The sequence below is a fragment of the Nocardia amamiensis genome (assembly GCF_015477605.1).
Classification (GTDB): domain Bacteria; phylum Actinomycetota; class Actinomycetes; order Mycobacteriales; family Mycobacteriaceae; genus Nocardia; species Nocardia amamiensis_A.
The window spans coordinates 1-16,008 of record NZ_JADLQX010000016.1 but is presented as its reverse complement, the minus strand read 5'-3'; the positions used below and the strand labels follow the sequence as shown (position 1 = coordinate 16,008).

The 16,008-nt window shown below is 67.0% G+C and carries 11 protein-coding genes and 2 pseudogenes; 9 read left to right on the top strand and 4 right to left on the bottom strand.

The features are described 5' to 3' along the window. Positions 1-47: 47 nt before the first annotated feature. Entirely contained in the window at positions 48-1,709 is a 1,662-nt protein-coding gene (locus tag IU459_RS21255) for a sulfatase-like hydrolase/transferase (protein WP_195131307.1), read from the bottom strand. A gap of 130 nt (positions 1,710-1,839) precedes the next feature. Next, complete coding sequence (locus IU459_RS21250; RefSeq protein ID WP_195131306.1) at positions 1,840-2,526, bottom strand: TetR/AcrR family transcriptional regulator; 687 nt, start codon at positions 2,524-2,526, stop codon at positions 1,840-1,842. A 149-nt stretch (positions 2,527-2,675) separates the two neighbouring features. Between IU459_RS21250 and IU459_RS21245 the strand changes: the two genes are divergently transcribed. Next, a complete protein-coding gene (locus IU459_RS21245) occupies positions 2,676-3,611 on the top strand; it encodes an NAD-dependent epimerase/dehydratase family protein (RefSeq protein WP_195131305.1) in 936 nt (311 codons plus the stop codon). A 97-nt stretch (positions 3,612-3,708) separates the two neighbouring features. Here IU459_RS21245 and IU459_RS39345 read toward each other — a convergent pair whose 3' ends face one another. Beyond that, entirely contained in the window at positions 3,709-4,353 is a 645-nt protein-coding gene (locus IU459_RS39345) for an HAD family hydrolase (protein WP_324198967.1), read from the bottom strand. A gap of 429 nt (positions 4,354-4,782) precedes the next feature. On the opposite strand from IU459_RS39345, the pseudogene IU459_RS21235 reads away from it, so the two are divergent. The 3 genes and pseudogenes from IU459_RS21235 to IU459_RS21225 form a co-directional block, all read left to right on the top strand. After that, a pseudogene (locus tag IU459_RS21235) lies at positions 4,783-5,046 on the top strand (IMP dehydrogenase); the annotation flags it as partial. Positions 5,047-5,261: 215 nt separating this feature from the next. Then, positions 5,262-6,353 (top strand): AMP-binding protein, encoded by a 1,092-nt coding sequence (locus tag IU459_RS21230; protein WP_228838280.1) that lies wholly within the window; start codon positions 5,262-5,264, stop codon positions 6,351-6,353. Then, the gene (locus tag IU459_RS21225) at positions 6,353-7,738 is read left to right on the top strand and encodes an aldehyde dehydrogenase family protein (RefSeq protein WP_195131303.1); all 1,386 of its coding nucleotides are present in this window, start codon (positions 6,353-6,355) and stop codon (positions 7,736-7,738) included. The genes IU459_RS21230 and IU459_RS21225 overlap by 1 nt, the downstream gene beginning before the upstream one ends. A 13-nt stretch (positions 7,739-7,751) precedes the next feature. Here the strand turns inward: IU459_RS21225 and IU459_RS21220 are convergent, their stop codons facing one another. Beyond that, positions 7,752-8,435 carry a PAS and ANTAR domain-containing protein gene (locus IU459_RS21220; protein ID WP_195131302.1) on the bottom strand — a complete coding sequence of 228 codons (684 nt, stop codon included), beginning with the start codon at positions 8,433-8,435 and terminating at the stop codon, positions 7,752-7,754. Between the two features lie 334 nt (positions 8,436-8,769). Between IU459_RS21220 and IU459_RS21215 the strand changes: the two genes are divergently transcribed. The 5 genes and pseudogenes from IU459_RS21215 to IU459_RS21195 form a co-directional block, all read left to right on the top strand. After that, complete coding sequence (locus tag IU459_RS21215) at positions 8,770-9,465, top strand: type 1 glutamine amidotransferase domain-containing protein (RefSeq protein ID WP_195131301.1); 696 nt, start codon at positions 8,770-8,772, stop codon at positions 9,463-9,465. A 196-nt stretch (positions 9,466-9,661) separates the two neighbouring features. Further along, a complete protein-coding gene (locus IU459_RS21210) occupies positions 9,662-10,729 on the top strand; it encodes a DNA/RNA non-specific endonuclease (RefSeq protein ID WP_228838279.1) in 1,068 nt (355 codons plus the stop codon). 49 nt (positions 10,730-10,778) lie between these two features. Continuing rightward, positions 10,779-11,573, top strand: coding sequence for an AfsR/SARP family transcriptional regulator (locus IU459_RS21205; RefSeq protein WP_195131299.1), 795 nt, complete (start codon positions 10,779-10,781; stop codon positions 11,571-11,573). Between the two features lie 139 nt (positions 11,574-11,712). Beyond that, positions 11,713-13,797 (top strand): S1 family peptidase, encoded by a 2,085-nt coding sequence (locus tag IU459_RS21200; protein WP_195131298.1) that lies wholly within the window; start codon positions 11,713-11,715, stop codon positions 13,795-13,797. Further along, positions 13,794-16,008, top strand: a pseudogene (locus tag IU459_RS21195) (hypothetical protein); the annotation flags it as partial. The gene IU459_RS21200 and the pseudogene IU459_RS21195, both read left to right, overlap by 4 nt.

Genomic DNA, 16,008 nt, shown 5'->3' with positions numbered 1-16,008 from the left:
AGGAGCCCAATAACACTGGTACTGGCAGCACCAGGCTGAGCGATGTGCTAGGGCTTCGGCACGGCATCCAGCAGAGCGTTACCGATACGCTCGGCTTGGACCAAGACGTTGGTCTGGGCCGATATGTAGTCGCCGATGCCTTCCTCTTGGGCGGCCCGCAGATACGGCGGCAGCGGCTGCTGGATCTCGTTCTGGATGACGTTGTCGAGCAGCGCTTCCATCTCCCCGCGCAACGGGTTTCCGGTGGCAGCCTGGTTGTCCAGCTCGAGGCGACCGCCGTCGGTGCTGTAGTCGTAGAGCTCGAATTCCTGCTCGCTCGCCGCATCGATCTGGATCTGGCCGCGCACCCAATGGGAGTAGGAGGTGAATTTCGCGTCGGCGGTGCGCACCATCGCCACGTGGCCAGGGGCGTTCTGGTTGAACAGGATCGCGGCCTCTTCGATGGAGTCCTCGTCGGTGGTGTGCGCGACCCAGGGACGGCCTGCGGCGCCCGGGTTACGGCAGATCGCGGCGATGTCGAGTCGGCCGCTGAGGTGTTCGTAGCGTCCATCGCCGCGCCAGCCGTTTCCGCCGGTGGCGATCGTGAGCAGCAGTGGCGTGAAATCGACGCTGGAGGTGAGCTGGATCCTGCTGCTGGTACCCGCGACCGGGCTGAGGTAGCCGCGCGGATCGTGGACGTAGAGCGGAACCCGGATCGCCTCGTCGTAGGAGGCGCCGCCCTTGCCGTGCAGGCCGTGCGAACCGGCGTAATCACCGTGATCGGAGGTGAAGACGATGACGGTGTTGGCCGCGACCTCGGGGCGGGAGTTCAGGGTGTCGAGCACACGCCCGATCTGGATGTCGACCTGCTGCTGGGCCCAGAGATAGAGGTTGCGCATGTCGATCCAGGCGTGCATGGCTTCGGGCGTTCCGTAGGGCGCAGGCCCGAATGCCACGGCGGATACCTCGACCAGCGCCATCTGCAGCCGCGGCTTCTTCGACAGTTGTTCCAGCGATTCGAAATTGGGCGGAAGGTCGTTCATCCAGCGCGGGATGTCGGCGTTGAATTGGTCGCGGCGCGTCCAGCGCGGCCACCACTGGATGTCGTGCGGATTGACCAGCGACACGGTGGTGCACCACGGAGCGCTGCCGGAATCGTTGTGGAACCAGTCGACGAATTGGTCGACGATCTTCGGATCCGCTTGCAGCCCTTGGCCCGGCGCGCCGTTGGGGGAGGGATAGGTGCCACCGTGGAATCCGTACGCCTCGAGCGCGCCCGGCGTGCGATCCGGGTAGCTACCGAGATGCCACTTGCCCCAGTAGGTGGTGTCGTAGCCGTGCTCGCGCAGCATCGACCCCCACGTGGGGAACAGCGGCGTCAGCGTCGACTCCGATACCACCATCACGCCGGTTTGCTGCGAGTAGAGGCCGGTGAGCAGGCAACCGCGAGCCGGTGTGCAGTCGTTCGCCGCGGTGTAGTGGTTCTCGAACGACACTCCGCCCTCGCGGATCCGGGCGATATTCGGCAGCACGCGATCCACAGTCCCCTGATCGGGAAACCACATGGGTGTGCGCATCTCGTCCACGATGATCACGAGGATGTTCGGCTTGTCCGGATCGATATCCGCTCGCGCCTTGCCCGGTGCGGCCCCGGCGGAGACGGCGGCCGCGGCCGTTGCCGAGGTCGCCGCGCTGGTCAGAAATCCCCTTCGAGTGAACGAGCTCGGCAATGTTCCTCCACGAATGAGTGATGTTCGGTCGTCGAGTGGAACGCGGCGTATCTCGGTTCAGTCACCGTAGCGTCGAGCGGTTGGCGGTTGCTCCAACTGGCCGGGGACACGCCGTTGCCGTGCCGGACTGCTATGGCAGCCCCACCAGGTCCGCCATCAGGTTCATGTGGTGAGCGAAGTACTCGGCCCTGGCTTCGATGGTGTTGTCCAGACGTCCGAAGATTTCGAAGTTGAGCAGGCCGAACAAGTGGGTCCAGCCGACGAAGACCCGGTCGAGCACCTCTTCGGGCAGTTCGGAGGGCTGCTGCTCGATGAGGTGGCGCAGCTCGGCCCGGACGGGTGGGGGCAGCGGAGTCGGAAGGGGCGGCGGCGTCAGCTCTTTCGCGCCGGCCTGCGCGATGGCGACGAGCCGGAAGACAACGGCGGCCGCGGGCGCCACGGTGTCCTCCGGTGCGTCGTAACCGGGTACCGGACTGCCGTACAGGAGGCCGTACTCGGCCGGATGGGCCAGTGCCCAGTCCCGCACGGAGGAGCACACCGCAAGCCACCGGCCGCGGAGGTCGGTGGCGGGCAGCTTCGCGTCGGCGGCTTCGGCGGTGGCGGCGAGCGCTCGGTACGCCTCCATGATCAAAGCCGTCAGCAGGTCGTCGCGGCTCGGGAAGTATCGGTAGAGCGCGGAGGCGACGATGCCCAGGTCGCGGGCGACACCGCGGAGGGACAGATTCGCGCCATCCACCGCCAGCCGCTTGCGCGCGGCAGCCTTGATCTCGTCGGTCATCTCGGAGCGGACGCGGGCGCGCAATGACGAAGCGGACATGCGGGAAGTATAGAGAACAAGTAACCGTTCCGAGAACGGGCGCGAGAATAGAGAACGTTGTTCTTGACTGGGATCAGCGTTCACGGCTACAGTTGGGTCATAACGAGAACAATGTTCTCGCAACGGAACGCTGACAGGATGGATTACCAATGTCCCTGCACGTCGTCATCGGGGCCGGCCCGGTCGGATCGGCCACCGCCCAGCTGCTCGCCACGCGCGGCGATCGGGTGCGCTTGATCACCCGGCGCGGTAGCGGCCCGGATCACCCGCTGGTCGAGCGGATCGCCGCCGACGCGACCGATGCCGCCGTGCTGGTCCGGCACTGTGCGGGCGCGGGCGTCGTCTACCAGTGCGCTCAGCCTCCGTACCACCGTTGGGCCAGAGATTTCCCACCGCTGGCCGCCGCCGCGCTCCATGCGGCCGAGGTGACCGGCGCCGGATTGCTCAGTGTGGGAAATCTCTACGGCTACGGGCAAGTCGACGGACCGATCACCGAGCGGCAACCGCTGCGCCCGAACAGCGAGAAAGGGCGGGTGCGGGCGAAACTGTGGGCCGAGGCGCTTGCCGCTCACGAGGCGGGCCGGATCCGCACCGCCGAGGTGCGCGGGTCGGATTACCTCGGCGCCGGCGCGAAATCGGTATTCACCGCCGTAGCGCTGCCCGCCGTGCTCGTCGGTCGCCGGGTGCTGTTCCCCGCCGATCTGGACACAGCGCACAGCTGGACCGATGTCGGCGATACCGCGCGCACCCTGGTCGCGGTCGCGGATGACGCAGACGCCTGGGGTCGAGCGTGGCACACGCCGACAGCGCCGCCGATGTCCATCCGTGAGCTTGCTGAACTAGCCGCGACGGTTGCGGGCGCACCACCCGCACGTGTGCGACGAATGCCCGCCGCGCTGCTGTGGGCCGCCGGGCTTTTCGATCCCGACGCGCGTGAGCTACCCGAGTTGCGCTATCAGTTCGATCGTCCGTTCGTCATCGAATCCTCCGATGCCACTGCGAGGTTCGGCATCGAACCGACGCCCACCGCAGACGCGCTGCGCGCCACTATCGCCGCCTTCCGGGCCGCGTCGGTAGCCGGCTAGCTGGAATGGTGTTCCAGCCACTGTGGTTCGGTCGAGCCGAGCCTGCTCGCCTTGACAGGATCCGGTGGATCTCCGGCGCCCGACGACGCGCGGGAATCTACGCGGCGACGCTGGCGAGGCGGAGGTGGTCCTCGATATCGGCGGGTGAGCCGGTGTAGTGAAGAGCGCGCAAGCCGAGGCGAGCGGCGGCTTGGCAGTTGTCGGCACGGTCGTCGACGAACAGGACGCGGCCGGGATCGCTGATTCCGGTCGCGGCCAGTGCGTTTCGGTAGGTCTCGGGATGGGGTTTGTTCATGCCGAGCCGGGCCGAGTAGAGGGCGTCGGTCATCAGAGTGCGCCAGTCGGAGGCGTCGAGGGCATCGCTGACCGGATGGGGTGCGTTGGAGAGCAGCACCATCGGGAGATCGGCCCGCCGGGCCTGGTGCAGGAGTGCGACGACGCGGTCGTCGGTCCGGGTCCACAGCGCGGTGTCGACGGCAAGCAGCCGGGTGAGCAGTTCCGGTTCCGGGCGATGGCCGAGCACGGCGGTCCAGAAGTCAGCGTGGTCGAACTCGCCGGAATCGTAGGGTTCGCGGGCGCTCCAGAAAGCGTTCTGGAAGAGTCCGAGCTGGTCTGCGTGCCATCCGGCGAGTTCGGCGAGCCTGCTCCACATAGGAACCGTGGGCTGCAGGCCGATGACGCCGTTGTAGTCGAAGATGACCGCGTCGAGTTCCGCGGGCTGGTGAGGTAGTGCGGTTACCACCGGTTCTCCAAGGCTTGATGGGACAGGACGGTCACGCCTGCGGCAGGCAGGCGGGCAGGGTGCCGCCGCCGTCTTCGCCGTCGAGAGCGACCGCGAAATCGGCTGCGTGGGTATGGCGATTCCCGCCTGCTTCCATGACGAAGAGGCGCACGAACTGTGGATCGAAGGAAAGTTCCGCGGGTCGAAGCTGAAGGTGGTGCGCGACGCTGCGCGGACAAGCCGAAACCTACCAAGGGGTACGGCGAGCTACCACTCGGAACGGGTCTTGGTGATCGGCTCCACAAAGTGCCGTCCGAAGGTCTCACCGGCGGCGTAGCCGAGATCAAGCGGATACGGAATCCCTCGCTGCGGGTGGACAGTTCACCGACGAGGTCGGAGATGCCGCGGTCGTAGGGGTTCGCGTCCGGCGTCGGTACGCCGCAGGTCGACCGCGCCGTCGGCCATGTGGTCCCAGTCCGGGTAGAACTCGCCGGCGTCACCCTGCCCGCCGATCAGCTGTTCTTCGCCGAAGTCCACCTCATGGGCGGCCCCGCACCCGTCCGCCGCTTCCTGCCCGACCTCGCTCAGCTCATCTGGGATCGAACGATCGACCCCGGCAAGGTCTTCGACCTCACCCTTCCCCTGGACCAGGCCGCCGAGGGCTACGAGGCCATGGACGAACGCCGCGCTGTCAAAACCCTGCTCACTCTGTGACACCCGTACGAAAGCTGCATCAGGAGTACCCCACGACCAGGGTCGCGCCGTGAACACAATGGCGCGGCTCGTGGCGTGTGGCGATTCGCTCCATAAGAGTGTCCTATCGGCGGATCGAACTGCGCGACGCGGCGGTTTTCGTGGGTGCGGACAGGAGAAGATTGCCGCGTTCGAGCTGAATGCCCCGATTCGGGGCACGTCACTGGAGGCCGCTATTGCGCCCCGTAATTCTGGACCTTGCCGCGCACGACTACGCGATGATCGACGCCGAGGAATACCTGCGCGCCGTGATGGCATGGCATTTCAGCGAGGAGACCGGCAGTCCGTACTGGCTGCGCCGGGCGCGGACGCTGGACTTCGACCCGATCGCCGACATCCGCACCTTCGCGGATCTGCGCCGCTTTCCCAATGTCATCGACGAATTCCGGACCGTCGCCGTGGAGGACCTGATTCCGCGGGGTTTGCAGGGCGCCGACCGCGAGATCGCGGGTATCTACGAGAGCGGGGGCACCACCGGCGCGCCGAAACGGTTCGTCATGTTCGACCGCTGGATGGAGTTCGCGCTGAGCTGGGACGAGCACCACTACGCCGACCTCGGCACGGTGAACACCCTCGCCGTGGCGCCGAGCGGCCCGCACATGTTCGGTGAGTTCGCGCAGCGCCGGGCGCGCAGGCATCGTGGCGTCCGCTTCACCGTCGATCTCGATCCGCGCTGGATCAAGCAGATGATCGCGCGCGGCGACACCGAGAACACCGAACGTTACGCCGAGCACGTCGTCGACCAGGTCGCGCAGATCCTCACCACCCAGTCGGTCGGGATCCTGATCACCACGCCGCCGCTGCTGGAACGAATCGCCCGCCGCGACGACCTGGTGGAGCAGATTCGCCGGAAGATCAAGTTCATCTGCTGGAGCGGAGCGCACATGAACGCCGACTCCCGTGAGATCTTCCGGCAGGAGATCTTCCCCGGCATTCCGCTCAAAGGCCTCTACGGCAGCACCACCATTCTGGGCATGTCCCGCGAGCGCGACGAGGAGCGCCCGGACGGGCTGCCCGTCTTCGATCCGCCGAGCCCCTACCTCGCGTTCGAGGTGGTCGACCCGGAGACCGGCGACGACGTCGCCGACGGAGAGCGCGGGCAGGTCGTGATGCATCACCTCACCAAATACGCTCTGCTGCCGAACAATCCGGAGCGCGATCTCGCCATGAAGGTCGAGCCGCCGAAGGGCACGGCCGGTTGCTCCGTCGCCGACGTGGCGCCGATGACCTCGTTCGCCGGCGCTGAGGTGATCGAGGGGGTGTACTGATGGACGAGTTCGTGCACATCGACGCGCTCGGCCCGCAGGGCAGTTTCCGCGCGCGCGACCGTAAGCCGCTGACCACGCTGTCCGGCGCGCCGATCGGGGAGATCTCGCAGGTGCCGGCGCTGTATGTGCGGCGTGCGCTGGCGGCGATGCGCAAGGCGCCGGTGCTGCCCGCCGCCGAGCGCTTCGCGGTGCTGGAACGTGCGGCCGACCTGTTCACCGAGGCCGAGATCGGCGGGCTGGGACCGGATGAGTACGCACGACTGGTCTGCGTCGCGTCGGGCGTGCCGCTCGCGGTGGTGTGGCAGTCGGTGCGGTGGGTCGCGGACGTGCTGCGCGAGCAGCGCGCCACGCTCGAGTTCGCCATGCCGAAAGGCGCGGTAGCGGACTGGCAGGACGAGCGCACCCTGGACGGCTGCGCCGTCTGGACCAGGAAGGGCGACGTGTTCGCCGTGCACGCGGCCGGGAACACGCCAGCTGTGCACGGCTTGTGGCCCGAGGCGCTGGCTCTCGGCTACAAAGTGGCGGTGCGGCCATCGACCCGGGAGCCGTATACCGCGTTCCGTCTGGTCAGTGCGCTGCGCATGGCGGGCATGCCGCCGGAGCTGGTCACCTTGCTGCCGACCGACTACGAGGCTGCCGACGTCTTGGTCGCCGAATCGGACTTCGCCATCGTCTACGGCGGACAAGACGTGGTCGACAAGTACGGCGGCAGCACGCGGGTGCTCACGCAGGGACCGGGACGCTCGAAGATCCTGGTGACCGCGGACGTGGACTGGCGCGACAAGGTCGCGCTGATCGCCGAATCGGTGAGCCATCTCGGTGGCACGGCCTGCACCTGCACCACCGCGGTGCTCGTGGAGGGCGATCCGGAGCCGCTGGCGCGTGCGCTCGCCGCGGAGCTGGCGGGGATTCCCAGTTTGCCCGCCGAGCACCCCGACGCGATCCTGACCGTGCAGCCCACCGAATCCGTGGCGGCCATGGACCGCTACCTGCGCCAGGTCGCCGGCGATGCCCGTCCGCTGCTGGGCGGCGACACCATCGTCGACGAGGTGTCCCCGGGCGCCGCTGTGCTACGCCCCGCGGTTCACCTCGTCGACAGCAGCAGCGCGCCTCAGCTCGCGGTGGAACTCGCCTTCCCTTGTGTGTGGGTCGGGCCGTGGTCGCCGTCGGATGGCCTTGGCCCCTTACGTCATTCGCTCGTTCTCACCGCGATGACCGAGCGACGCGATCTCATCGACACGCTGCTGGACGAGCCGACCATCACCAACCTCTACCTCGGCGACAACCCGACCACCTGGTTGCGTCCCGGTGTCCCGCACGACAGCTATCTCGGTGAGTTCCTCATGCGGACCAAGGGAATGATCCGTTCGGCGGCCGGGTCCTGAGGGCACGCGCCGGTCAGTCGCCGACCGGCTCGGATGATGTCGCGCGGTCGTGCAGAGTCAGCAGGAGATGGTCGAAACTGGTGCGCTGCTGAACCAGCGCGCCGCCCATCGCGATGACCTCGAAGACGAGTTGCTCGGCCAGCGTGCGGATCTTGACGTTGGTTTCCTGCGAGCGCCAGCGCAGCACCCGGAACGCCTGATCGGCGTTGAGGCCGTAGACGAACATGACGATGCCTTTGGCCTGTTCGATCACCGCGCGGGCGTCGATGAGATCGGGCAGCAGGTCGTCGACGGCTTCCTGCCGGTTGTCCTGCAACGTCTCGGTGACATCGAGGTAGTAGCCCGAGGTGCCGATCATCGTGCCCTGCGCGTCGAGCAGTCGATCGCCGATCACGATCACGTCGTGCGTGTCGCCCGACGTGTCGATGATCCGGTGGCGGCTGCAGAACGGCGCAGCCGTCTCGATGGCCTCGCTGAGCGTCTTGGCGACCCGTTCGCGGTCGTCGGGGTGCTGATGGCTCAGCACCAGCTCGGTGGAGGGCTCGGTCTCATCGGGGGAGTAGCCGTGCATCGCGGCGACGTCCTCGGACCACTCCCACCTCTGATCGGCGAACCAGAATCGAAAACTGCCGATGTCGGGGCAGCCGCCGAGCGCCCTGTGTGCAGCGTCCTGCCGGCACTGTCCCGTCTCCGTCATTTGTCCAGTATGGCCCCCGCTACCGGCTGGCTCGGGCCGAGGTCCCTGGTGGCCGGTGCCGGTGACCATTGCGTTGCCGCCACGGTGCTCAGGGTTTGCGGCGGATTCGAAGGTCGGCCCGATTCCGCCACCGCGCGATGTTCGCCGATCCATCGAAATTCCGATGTCTGAAATCGGGCCTCTTATTCGTCATCCATGGAGGCGCGGGACTACCTTCGACGGTGTCGCCGCTGACGGCCCAGCGTGCCTGTGGAACATGAGGAATGCGTTCGAGTCAGCGCGACGTGCTCGATGATCGAACCCCGGTTACCGGGTTCCGGAAGACGGAGACAACATGTCGAAGATCCTTTTCGTGATGACCGGCGTCGACTACTGGACGCTCGCCGACGGGACGAAGCATCCGACCGGCTTCTGGGCCGAGGAGTTCGTGGTGCCCTTCGAGAAGCTGAAGTCCGCGGGCCACGAGATCGTGGTCGCCACACCTGGCGGCGCCGTACCGAGTGTGGATCAGAGCAGCCTCGCCGCGGAGGTCAACGGCGGCCAGGAGACCGCCGATCACCGGGCGCAGGTGATCGCCACGAGTGCCGAACTGAACAACCCCGTCGTTCTGGCGGACGTCGACCTCGACGACTACGCGGCGGTGTTCTACCCCGGCGGGCACGGACCGATGGAAGATCTCGCGGTCGACGCCGACTCCGGCCGCCTGCTGACCGCGGCCCTGGCATCGGGCAAGCCCTTGGCGGTGGTGTGCCATGCACCGGCCGCGCTGCTGGCCGCCACCAAGGACGACGGCGCCAACAGCTTCGCCGGATACACCCTGACCGGCTTCACCAACGCCGAAGAGACCCAGGCCGGTTTCGCAGGCAAAGCCAAGTGGCTGCTCCAGGACCGCTTGGTCCAGATCGGTGCGGATTTCCGCGAGGCGGACCCGTGGACGCCGAACGTGGTGCTGGACCGCACGCTGATCACCGGCCAGAACCCGGCTTCCTCGGCGGGTGTCGCGGACGAATTGCTGAAGACCCTGGGCTGATCACGGTCGCCGACCGGCTCCGGTGACCGTGCTCGGCGCCGGAGCCGATTCAATTGTCAATTGGACAAATGGTATCGACCATAAAAGGACTCCATTTTCGAGTAGTTCACTACTCGTGCTGCGCGCCGTCCGGTGCACCAAGGATGGTGGTGGCTGGTGGCGTGCGCCCGGCGTAACACCGAACATGGAGTCGACAATGCCTGCGAAAATCCATTCATCATCTGACCAACGGCAGGACGGCCTGCTCATCGCCCTGCGAAAGTTCATCCGGACCAACGGTGAGGGTTTGCTCACGGATCCTGGCATTTCCTCGGTCGGTCTCGGCTACAAAGAGATCGACGGGGAACTCGCCGCCGAGATATCGGTGCGGTTCACCATGCACGAGAAGGTCTCCGAACCGGAAGCGGTCGAAGCGCTGCGAACAACGATTCCGGAGAGCATCGCCGTCGAGGAGGCCGCGGCCGCGACCGGATACGACCCGCGTTTCCTCGCGGCGCCGATTCCGCTGCCTGTGGTCGACGCGCGGGTTCGCCCCGACGTCGCGACGGCGCTCGACGGGTCGGAAGTGCTGCACTACACGCATTTCACCCTCGCGATGCGCCGGTCACGCCGGTTCGCCATCTGGGTGGCGTGGAACATCGATGGCGCCTCGATCAGAAAGCTCTCGCGAAAGAAGATCGATTTCGTCAAAGACCCGAGACTCGATGCGGATGCACAGGTCGGCAACGAGTTGTACCGCGACAACCGGCTCGATCGCGGCCACCTCGCGCGACGGGCCGATCTGATCTGGGGTAGTGCGACCGAGGCGGCGACAGCCAACAAGGACTCGTTCTTCTACACCAACATCACCCCGCAGATGGACGACTTCAATCAGAGCGCGCGCAACGGAATCTGGGGCCGGCTCGAAGACGCGGTCTTCGCCGACGCCGATGTCGACGACCTCAAAGTGAGCGCGTTCGGCGGTCCGGTCTTCACCGACGACGACCGGGAGTTCCGGCAAGTCAAGATCCCGCGCGAGTTCTGGAAGATCCTCGCGTTCGTCGAGAACGGCGAGCTGAAGGCCCGCGGATTTCTGTTGAGCCAGAACCTGCAGCCACTCGAAGCGCTGGACCTGGACGAGTTCCGCGTCTTCCAGGTTCCATTGACCGAAATCGAGCAGCGGGCGCTCGTCCACTTCCCGCAAACCCTGCGGGACGCGGATCTCCATATGGCGCCGGAGGAATTGTCCAGTCCGTTGCGCGCCGTTTCGGAGATCCAGTGGTGATCACGTAGTCGGCTACTCGTGCCGACAGTATGAAGACCGACTTTCGCGATTGAGTAGTGAAATGGTGCTCATCGACCACAATGCCATGAATACGGCGTGTTTCCAGCTCTCTTTGGTCGAGGAATTCGCCCTGCACAGCGGCGGTCTTCGGCTTTCCGTTCCACACGCGGCAGAACGGGTGCTGACCTATCTGGCACTGCTGAATCGACCGGTCGCTCGTGGCCGCCTTGCCGGCGCGCTGTGGCCGGAATGCGCTGATCGCTGCGCGGCACAGCGTCTGCGAACCGCTCTGTGGCGGCTGCGCCGTGTCCAGGACGCAGTCGTCGAGATCAACGGTGATCGTCTTCGGCTGCACCCGAACGTATCCGTCGATCTGCCGTACCTGACCGAATTGGCGCACAAACTGGTGCACCAGCCATGCGCAGAGGATCTCTCGCGAGTTCCGCTGCTGCTGACCCGGGGGGAGTTACTGCCGGACTGGGACGAGGAGTGGGTTGTCGTCGACCGGGAACGGTATCGATTGGCCTGGGTCGCGGCGCTCGAAGCGGCAGCGGAAGCATTGCTGGAGCGCCGGCAGCTCGGGGCCGCCCTGATGGCCGCGTCGGCGGTCGCGGCGGCAGAGCCGCTGCGAGAGAGCTCCCGCCGGATTCTGATGCGGATTCATCTCGCGCAAGGCAACAAGATCGACGCCCTGCGCGAATATCAGCGATACCGAGACCTGCTCTGGGCCGAGTTCGGCGAGGAGCCGTCACCGGACATCGACAACCTGCTCCTTCCGGTCCAGGAGTGCGATGCCGCGACGATCGAGTGGCTACCGGATCACGAGGCACTGCGAGCGCCGTGACGGCGGAGGCCGAACGGCATCGGGGAGGACCTGCCGCGCCGGGCGAGACGGCGAGGTGACGGTGGTGTGACGCGCACAAGGAACACTCCACGCCGATAGCGGACCGACAACACCAACTTCTGTTCTAGGCGGATGGACCATGAATTCTCGCGAACAAATCCAGGCGGCGTGGTTGAAGCAGGTCGAGGCCGCCGCAGAGCGTTACGGCGCTACCGAGGCCAAGCGCGAGGACATCGAGCAAATCCGCGACATGAAGCACAGCCCTGTTGTCGACTCTCCGGAACAAATCAGCGCTCGCGCGCAGCGGCTGGCGGCCAGTGGCAAGATGCCGGTCGAGGCCATAGTCGAAGCCGGCAGGGCCGAGCCCGCCGACCGTATCGCCACCCTCGAGCGGATCATCGGCGCCAGCAACGAACTCCAACCGGCCAACTTCCTGGCCCGTGGCGCTCGCACGGCCGCGACGGTCGCGCGGATCTCGATGATTCGCAATGGCCGAGAGATACCTTTGGGCACCGGGTTCCTGGTATCGCCCCGGCTGCTCCTGACCAACAATCACGTGCTTCCCGACCTCGACACCGCCCGGCAGGTCGTGGTCGATTTCGGCGCCGAGACCACGATCGACAACGACCCCTGCCTTCCCCTGCGGTTCCATCTCGACCCCGACTTCTTCGTGACCGACGAGCACCTGGACTTCACTCTCGTGCCGGTCCTTCCCCGGACCGACGGCAAACCGCCTGGGGACGTCGTCGGCTGGTGGAACCGCCTGATCATGGACCAGGGAAAGATCGTCGTCGGTGAGGCGATGAACATCATCGGCCACCCGATGGGCCGGCTGAAGGAAATCGGGATCCGCAAGAACCAGCTCGACCTGCAACTCGATCACTTCCTGCACTACTCGACCGACACCGAACCGGGAAACTCCGGCTCCCCGGTCTTCAATGACCAGTGGGAGGTCGTCGCGCTGCACCACTCCGGTGTGCCGCGCACCGACGAGCAGGGACGGATTCTGCGCCGCGACGGGACGGTCTGGCGCCAGGGCGATGGCGACGACGCGATCGCCTGGACAGCCAACGAGGGTGTGCGAATCAGTGCGATCCTCAGGCACCTGGCCTGCCTGCCGCGCTCGGCGCGGGACGAAGAACTCCTCGCCGAACTCGGTCCCGGCTGTGGGCTGGCCGCCGGCCCGTCGGCCGCTATTCCCCACCTCGCACCTGTCGAGGAGCATGTCGAGCCGGCGACTCCAGCTCCCACGCCACGGGAGAGCACGGGACTCCGGGGCGGCGTCACCGCCCGAGCGGGCGCCTTCGGCGGCACGCGTCACCTGCTGTTCCTGCACGGCCGCAGTCAGCACGGTCGCGATCCCGAGCTCCTGCGCCGGGAGTGGACCGCCGGACTCAACAAAGGTCTCACCCTCGCCGGGCTCAGCCCGCTCGATCCCTCGGATGCGTACTTCCCCTTCTACGGCGACCGTTTGGCCGCCCTGCTGCAGCCCCTGGAGAGGACCACCCTCGCGCCCGAAACGATGGCCGTCGACCATGCCCTGGCAATGGCTCCGGCCACACCGCCGGCGCGCCAGTTGTACGAAGAGATCCTGCAGAACGCGGCCGCGGATGCCGGCATGCCCGCCGAGGACGGTCCACCGGAGGACCGCATCGAGGTGGAAGGACTGGGTTCGATCGGCAGTGCGATCGTGAGCAAGCTGCAGCGACAGCTCAGCTGGCTCGCTGCCCGCAGCGACCTGGACGAGCTCATCATCGCCCAAGTCTTCCGTGATGTTTCCACGTACCTCGCCGACGAGCAGATCCGGCAGGCGGTACTCGACTGTGTGCTCGAGACCGTCCCCGCTTCGGGGCAGCTCACCCTGGTCAGCCACAGTCTGGGCACCGTGGTCGCGATGGATCTGCTCACCCGGCTGCAGCCCCAGCTCGACGTCGCCGTGTTGGTCACTCTCGGCAGCCCCTTGGGGTTGGACTCGGTCCACGACAAACTCCTGGTCCGAGGGCCGCACCGGCCTGCGCGCGTCGGCGACTGGCTCAATGCCTGGTCCGCGGTCGATCCGATCACCATCGGCTGCCCACTGCGCCATATCTGGAAGGGACAGCTCCGGGAAATCCCCGTCGACAATCCCAAGGAACGGGCACACAGCATCGCCGAATACCTGGCCCATCCCGCTGTCGCGCAAGCCATCCACAACGGTGTTGTGCCAGCGACGACAGGAACATGACGGGGGAGTCCGATTCCGTTTACCGCGTCCACGTGGGTGGTGCGGTAGCCGGTCAGGTCGTTGTGGGGGATCGCAACGTCGTCATCAACGCACAGAATTCCTCGGTCGTAGTACGCGACGATCCAGCGCCCGTCGTGACGCGGCGGACGCGGCCGGTGAGCACGGCGCTGCCCAGGACCGGTGCCGAATTGCTCGGCAGGCGAATGGAATTGGCGCTGCTGATGCAGTGGCTCGCGGAAGGACTGCCGGTCGAAGTATGCGGCGGGCCCGGAGTCGGCAAGTCCGCACTGCTGCGGCGGTTCGCCGCCGATCGTGCGGCCGAAGGCCGCGACGTGGTGTTCCTGCACGCCGCCGGGGTGGCGGCGCCGGACGTGATCCAGGAGCTGTTCGAATCCTGTTATGACGCCCCGGGATACATTCCCGATCTGCGCCGATTGCGCCGCCTGATGACTTCCATCCGCGCGCTGGTCGTGGTGGACGATTTCGAGGGTTCCGTGGAGGAGTTCTCTGCACTCGTCGACTTGCTGCCCGCCAGTGACCTGGTCGTATCGACCAGGCAGCGAGTCGCGTGGGGGCGGGGGCGTTCGCTGGACTTGCAGGGCTTGGACGAACAGGCGGGCCTCGGGCTGATGGCCCGTGAACTCGGCCGCGGGTTGGACGAGAACGTTGCGGCGGCGCTGCAGTTGTGCCGAGCGGCCAACGGTTATCCGCGCGCTTTACTGCAGGCCGCCGCATGGCTTCGCGGCGGTGGCGCGGCCGCGATGCCTGCTGCCCCCGACGTGCCGCAACGCGCATTGGTCGGCGGCCTCGGGGAGCGGTCGCGTCGCGTTCTTACGGTGCTGTGTGCCGTGGCGGGGGCCCACCTGTCGCCCGCTCTGTGCCGGGCGATGACTCGCGATGTCGGCAGTCCATCGGCGCTCGACGAGCTGGCCGGTCTGCATTTGGCCGAAAGCTCCGGTGCGGGCTACCGGCTGGCCGTGGATCCCCGTACGGTCGCGGGCGAATGGGGGATCCCGCCGCCGAATGCCGCCGACTACCTCGACGCCGTGCTCGAGTGGACGAACCGGGCCGCGCCGAGGGAAATCGCGGAGGCCGCACCGGTTATCGAACGTGTGCTGGAGGCCGCGGTTGGCCATGGCAGGCAAGCGTCCGCGTGCACTCTGGCGCGGAAAGTCGCGCCCGTGCTCGGCTTGACGCTGCTGTGGGGTGCGTGGGGAACGGTCCTGAAGCTCGGTCGAGATGCCGCGCTCGCGAGCGGTTCCGCCGCTGACCTGGCCTACTTCGAACACGAGGACCGGGTTCGCCGTCAGGCGCTGGCGGCGGCGGCCGGTGCGGTCGTGGTATCCGGTGCGGGTGGGAAGTTGCTGGGGGGCCGCATGGCTTCCACACATACGGCACGTAAGTCCGTTTCCATGATGTCTTCGCATCCGGTCGCTACCGGATGGGTCGGCGCACTGGTCGTGGCTGCCGCCATCACGGCGGTCATGCTCACCACCGGCCGACCGGCGGAGGTCGGATCGGAGGCGTATATCACCAGGCTCCCGCCGCCGCCGTCGGATGCGGGTGGCGAGCCGCCCGGGGCGTCCGTACCCGCATCGGGTGGGTCGCGTCCGTTGCCCCCGCCCGGAGATGGATCCTGTACGCGGTATGCGGACAGCATCGACTTCGGTACGGTCGCCGCTGGCTCCGCCGCAGAACGGGATGTCTCGTTCCCAGCACTGGACTGCGACGACGAGTCAGCGGCTTTTCTGGAGGCAGACTCCACATTCACCGCGAAGCGCGCCTCTTGCGCATCGTCAGGGGGTTCCGGGACCTGTGTGTTCCGAGTGATTTTCCGACCGCAGGCGCCCGGCTCGTACGCGGCGACACTGGTGGTTCCGGACGACAACGGCGGGCGGGCGGTGACCATCGTCCTCACCGGCCACACACCGGGGCCGGGTATCAGCGCGAATTCGGCATCACCTACACCAGGGTCGCCGGGTTCGCCGCCGCCGAAGGTGAGCGCGGTATCGCCGTCACCGACCGCGCCGCAGCCACCGCGAACTGTGCCGCAGCCACCGCGAACTGTGCCGCAGCCACCGCCGACTGTGCCGCAGCCACCGCCGACTGTGCCGCAGCCACCGCCGACTGTGCCGCAGCCACCGCCGACTGTGCCGCAGCCACCGCCGACTGTGCCGCAGCCACCGCCGACTGTGCCGCAGCCACCGCCGA

What these genes read in the sequence shown, in the direction of transcription:
- IU459_RS21250 (WP_195131306.1), bottom strand. Translation starts at nt 2,526, where the DNA reads ATGTCCGCTTCGTCATTGCGCGCCCGCGTCCGCTCCGAGATGACCGAC.
- IU459_RS21245 (WP_195131305.1), top strand. Translation starts at nt 2,676, where the DNA reads ATGTCCCTGCACGTCGTCATCGGGGCCGGCCCGGTCGGATCGGCCACC.
- IU459_RS21225 (WP_195131303.1), top strand. Translation starts at nt 6,353, where the DNA reads ATGGACGAGTTCGTGCACATCGACGCGCTCGGCCCGCAGGGCAGTTTC.
- IU459_RS21220 (WP_195131302.1), bottom strand. Translation starts at nt 8,435, where the DNA reads ATGACGGAGACGGGACAGTGCCGGCAGGACGCTGCACACAGGGCGCTC.
- IU459_RS21215 (WP_195131301.1), top strand. Translation starts at nt 8,770, where the DNA reads ATGTCGAAGATCCTTTTCGTGATGACCGGCGTCGACTACTGGACGCTC.
- IU459_RS21210 (WP_228838279.1), top strand. Translation starts at nt 9,662, where the DNA reads ATGCCTGCGAAAATCCATTCATCATCTGACCAACGGCAGGACGGCCTG.
- IU459_RS21200 (WP_195131298.1), top strand. Translation starts at nt 11,713, where the DNA reads ATGAATTCTCGCGAACAAATCCAGGCGGCGTGGTTGAAGCAGGTCGAG.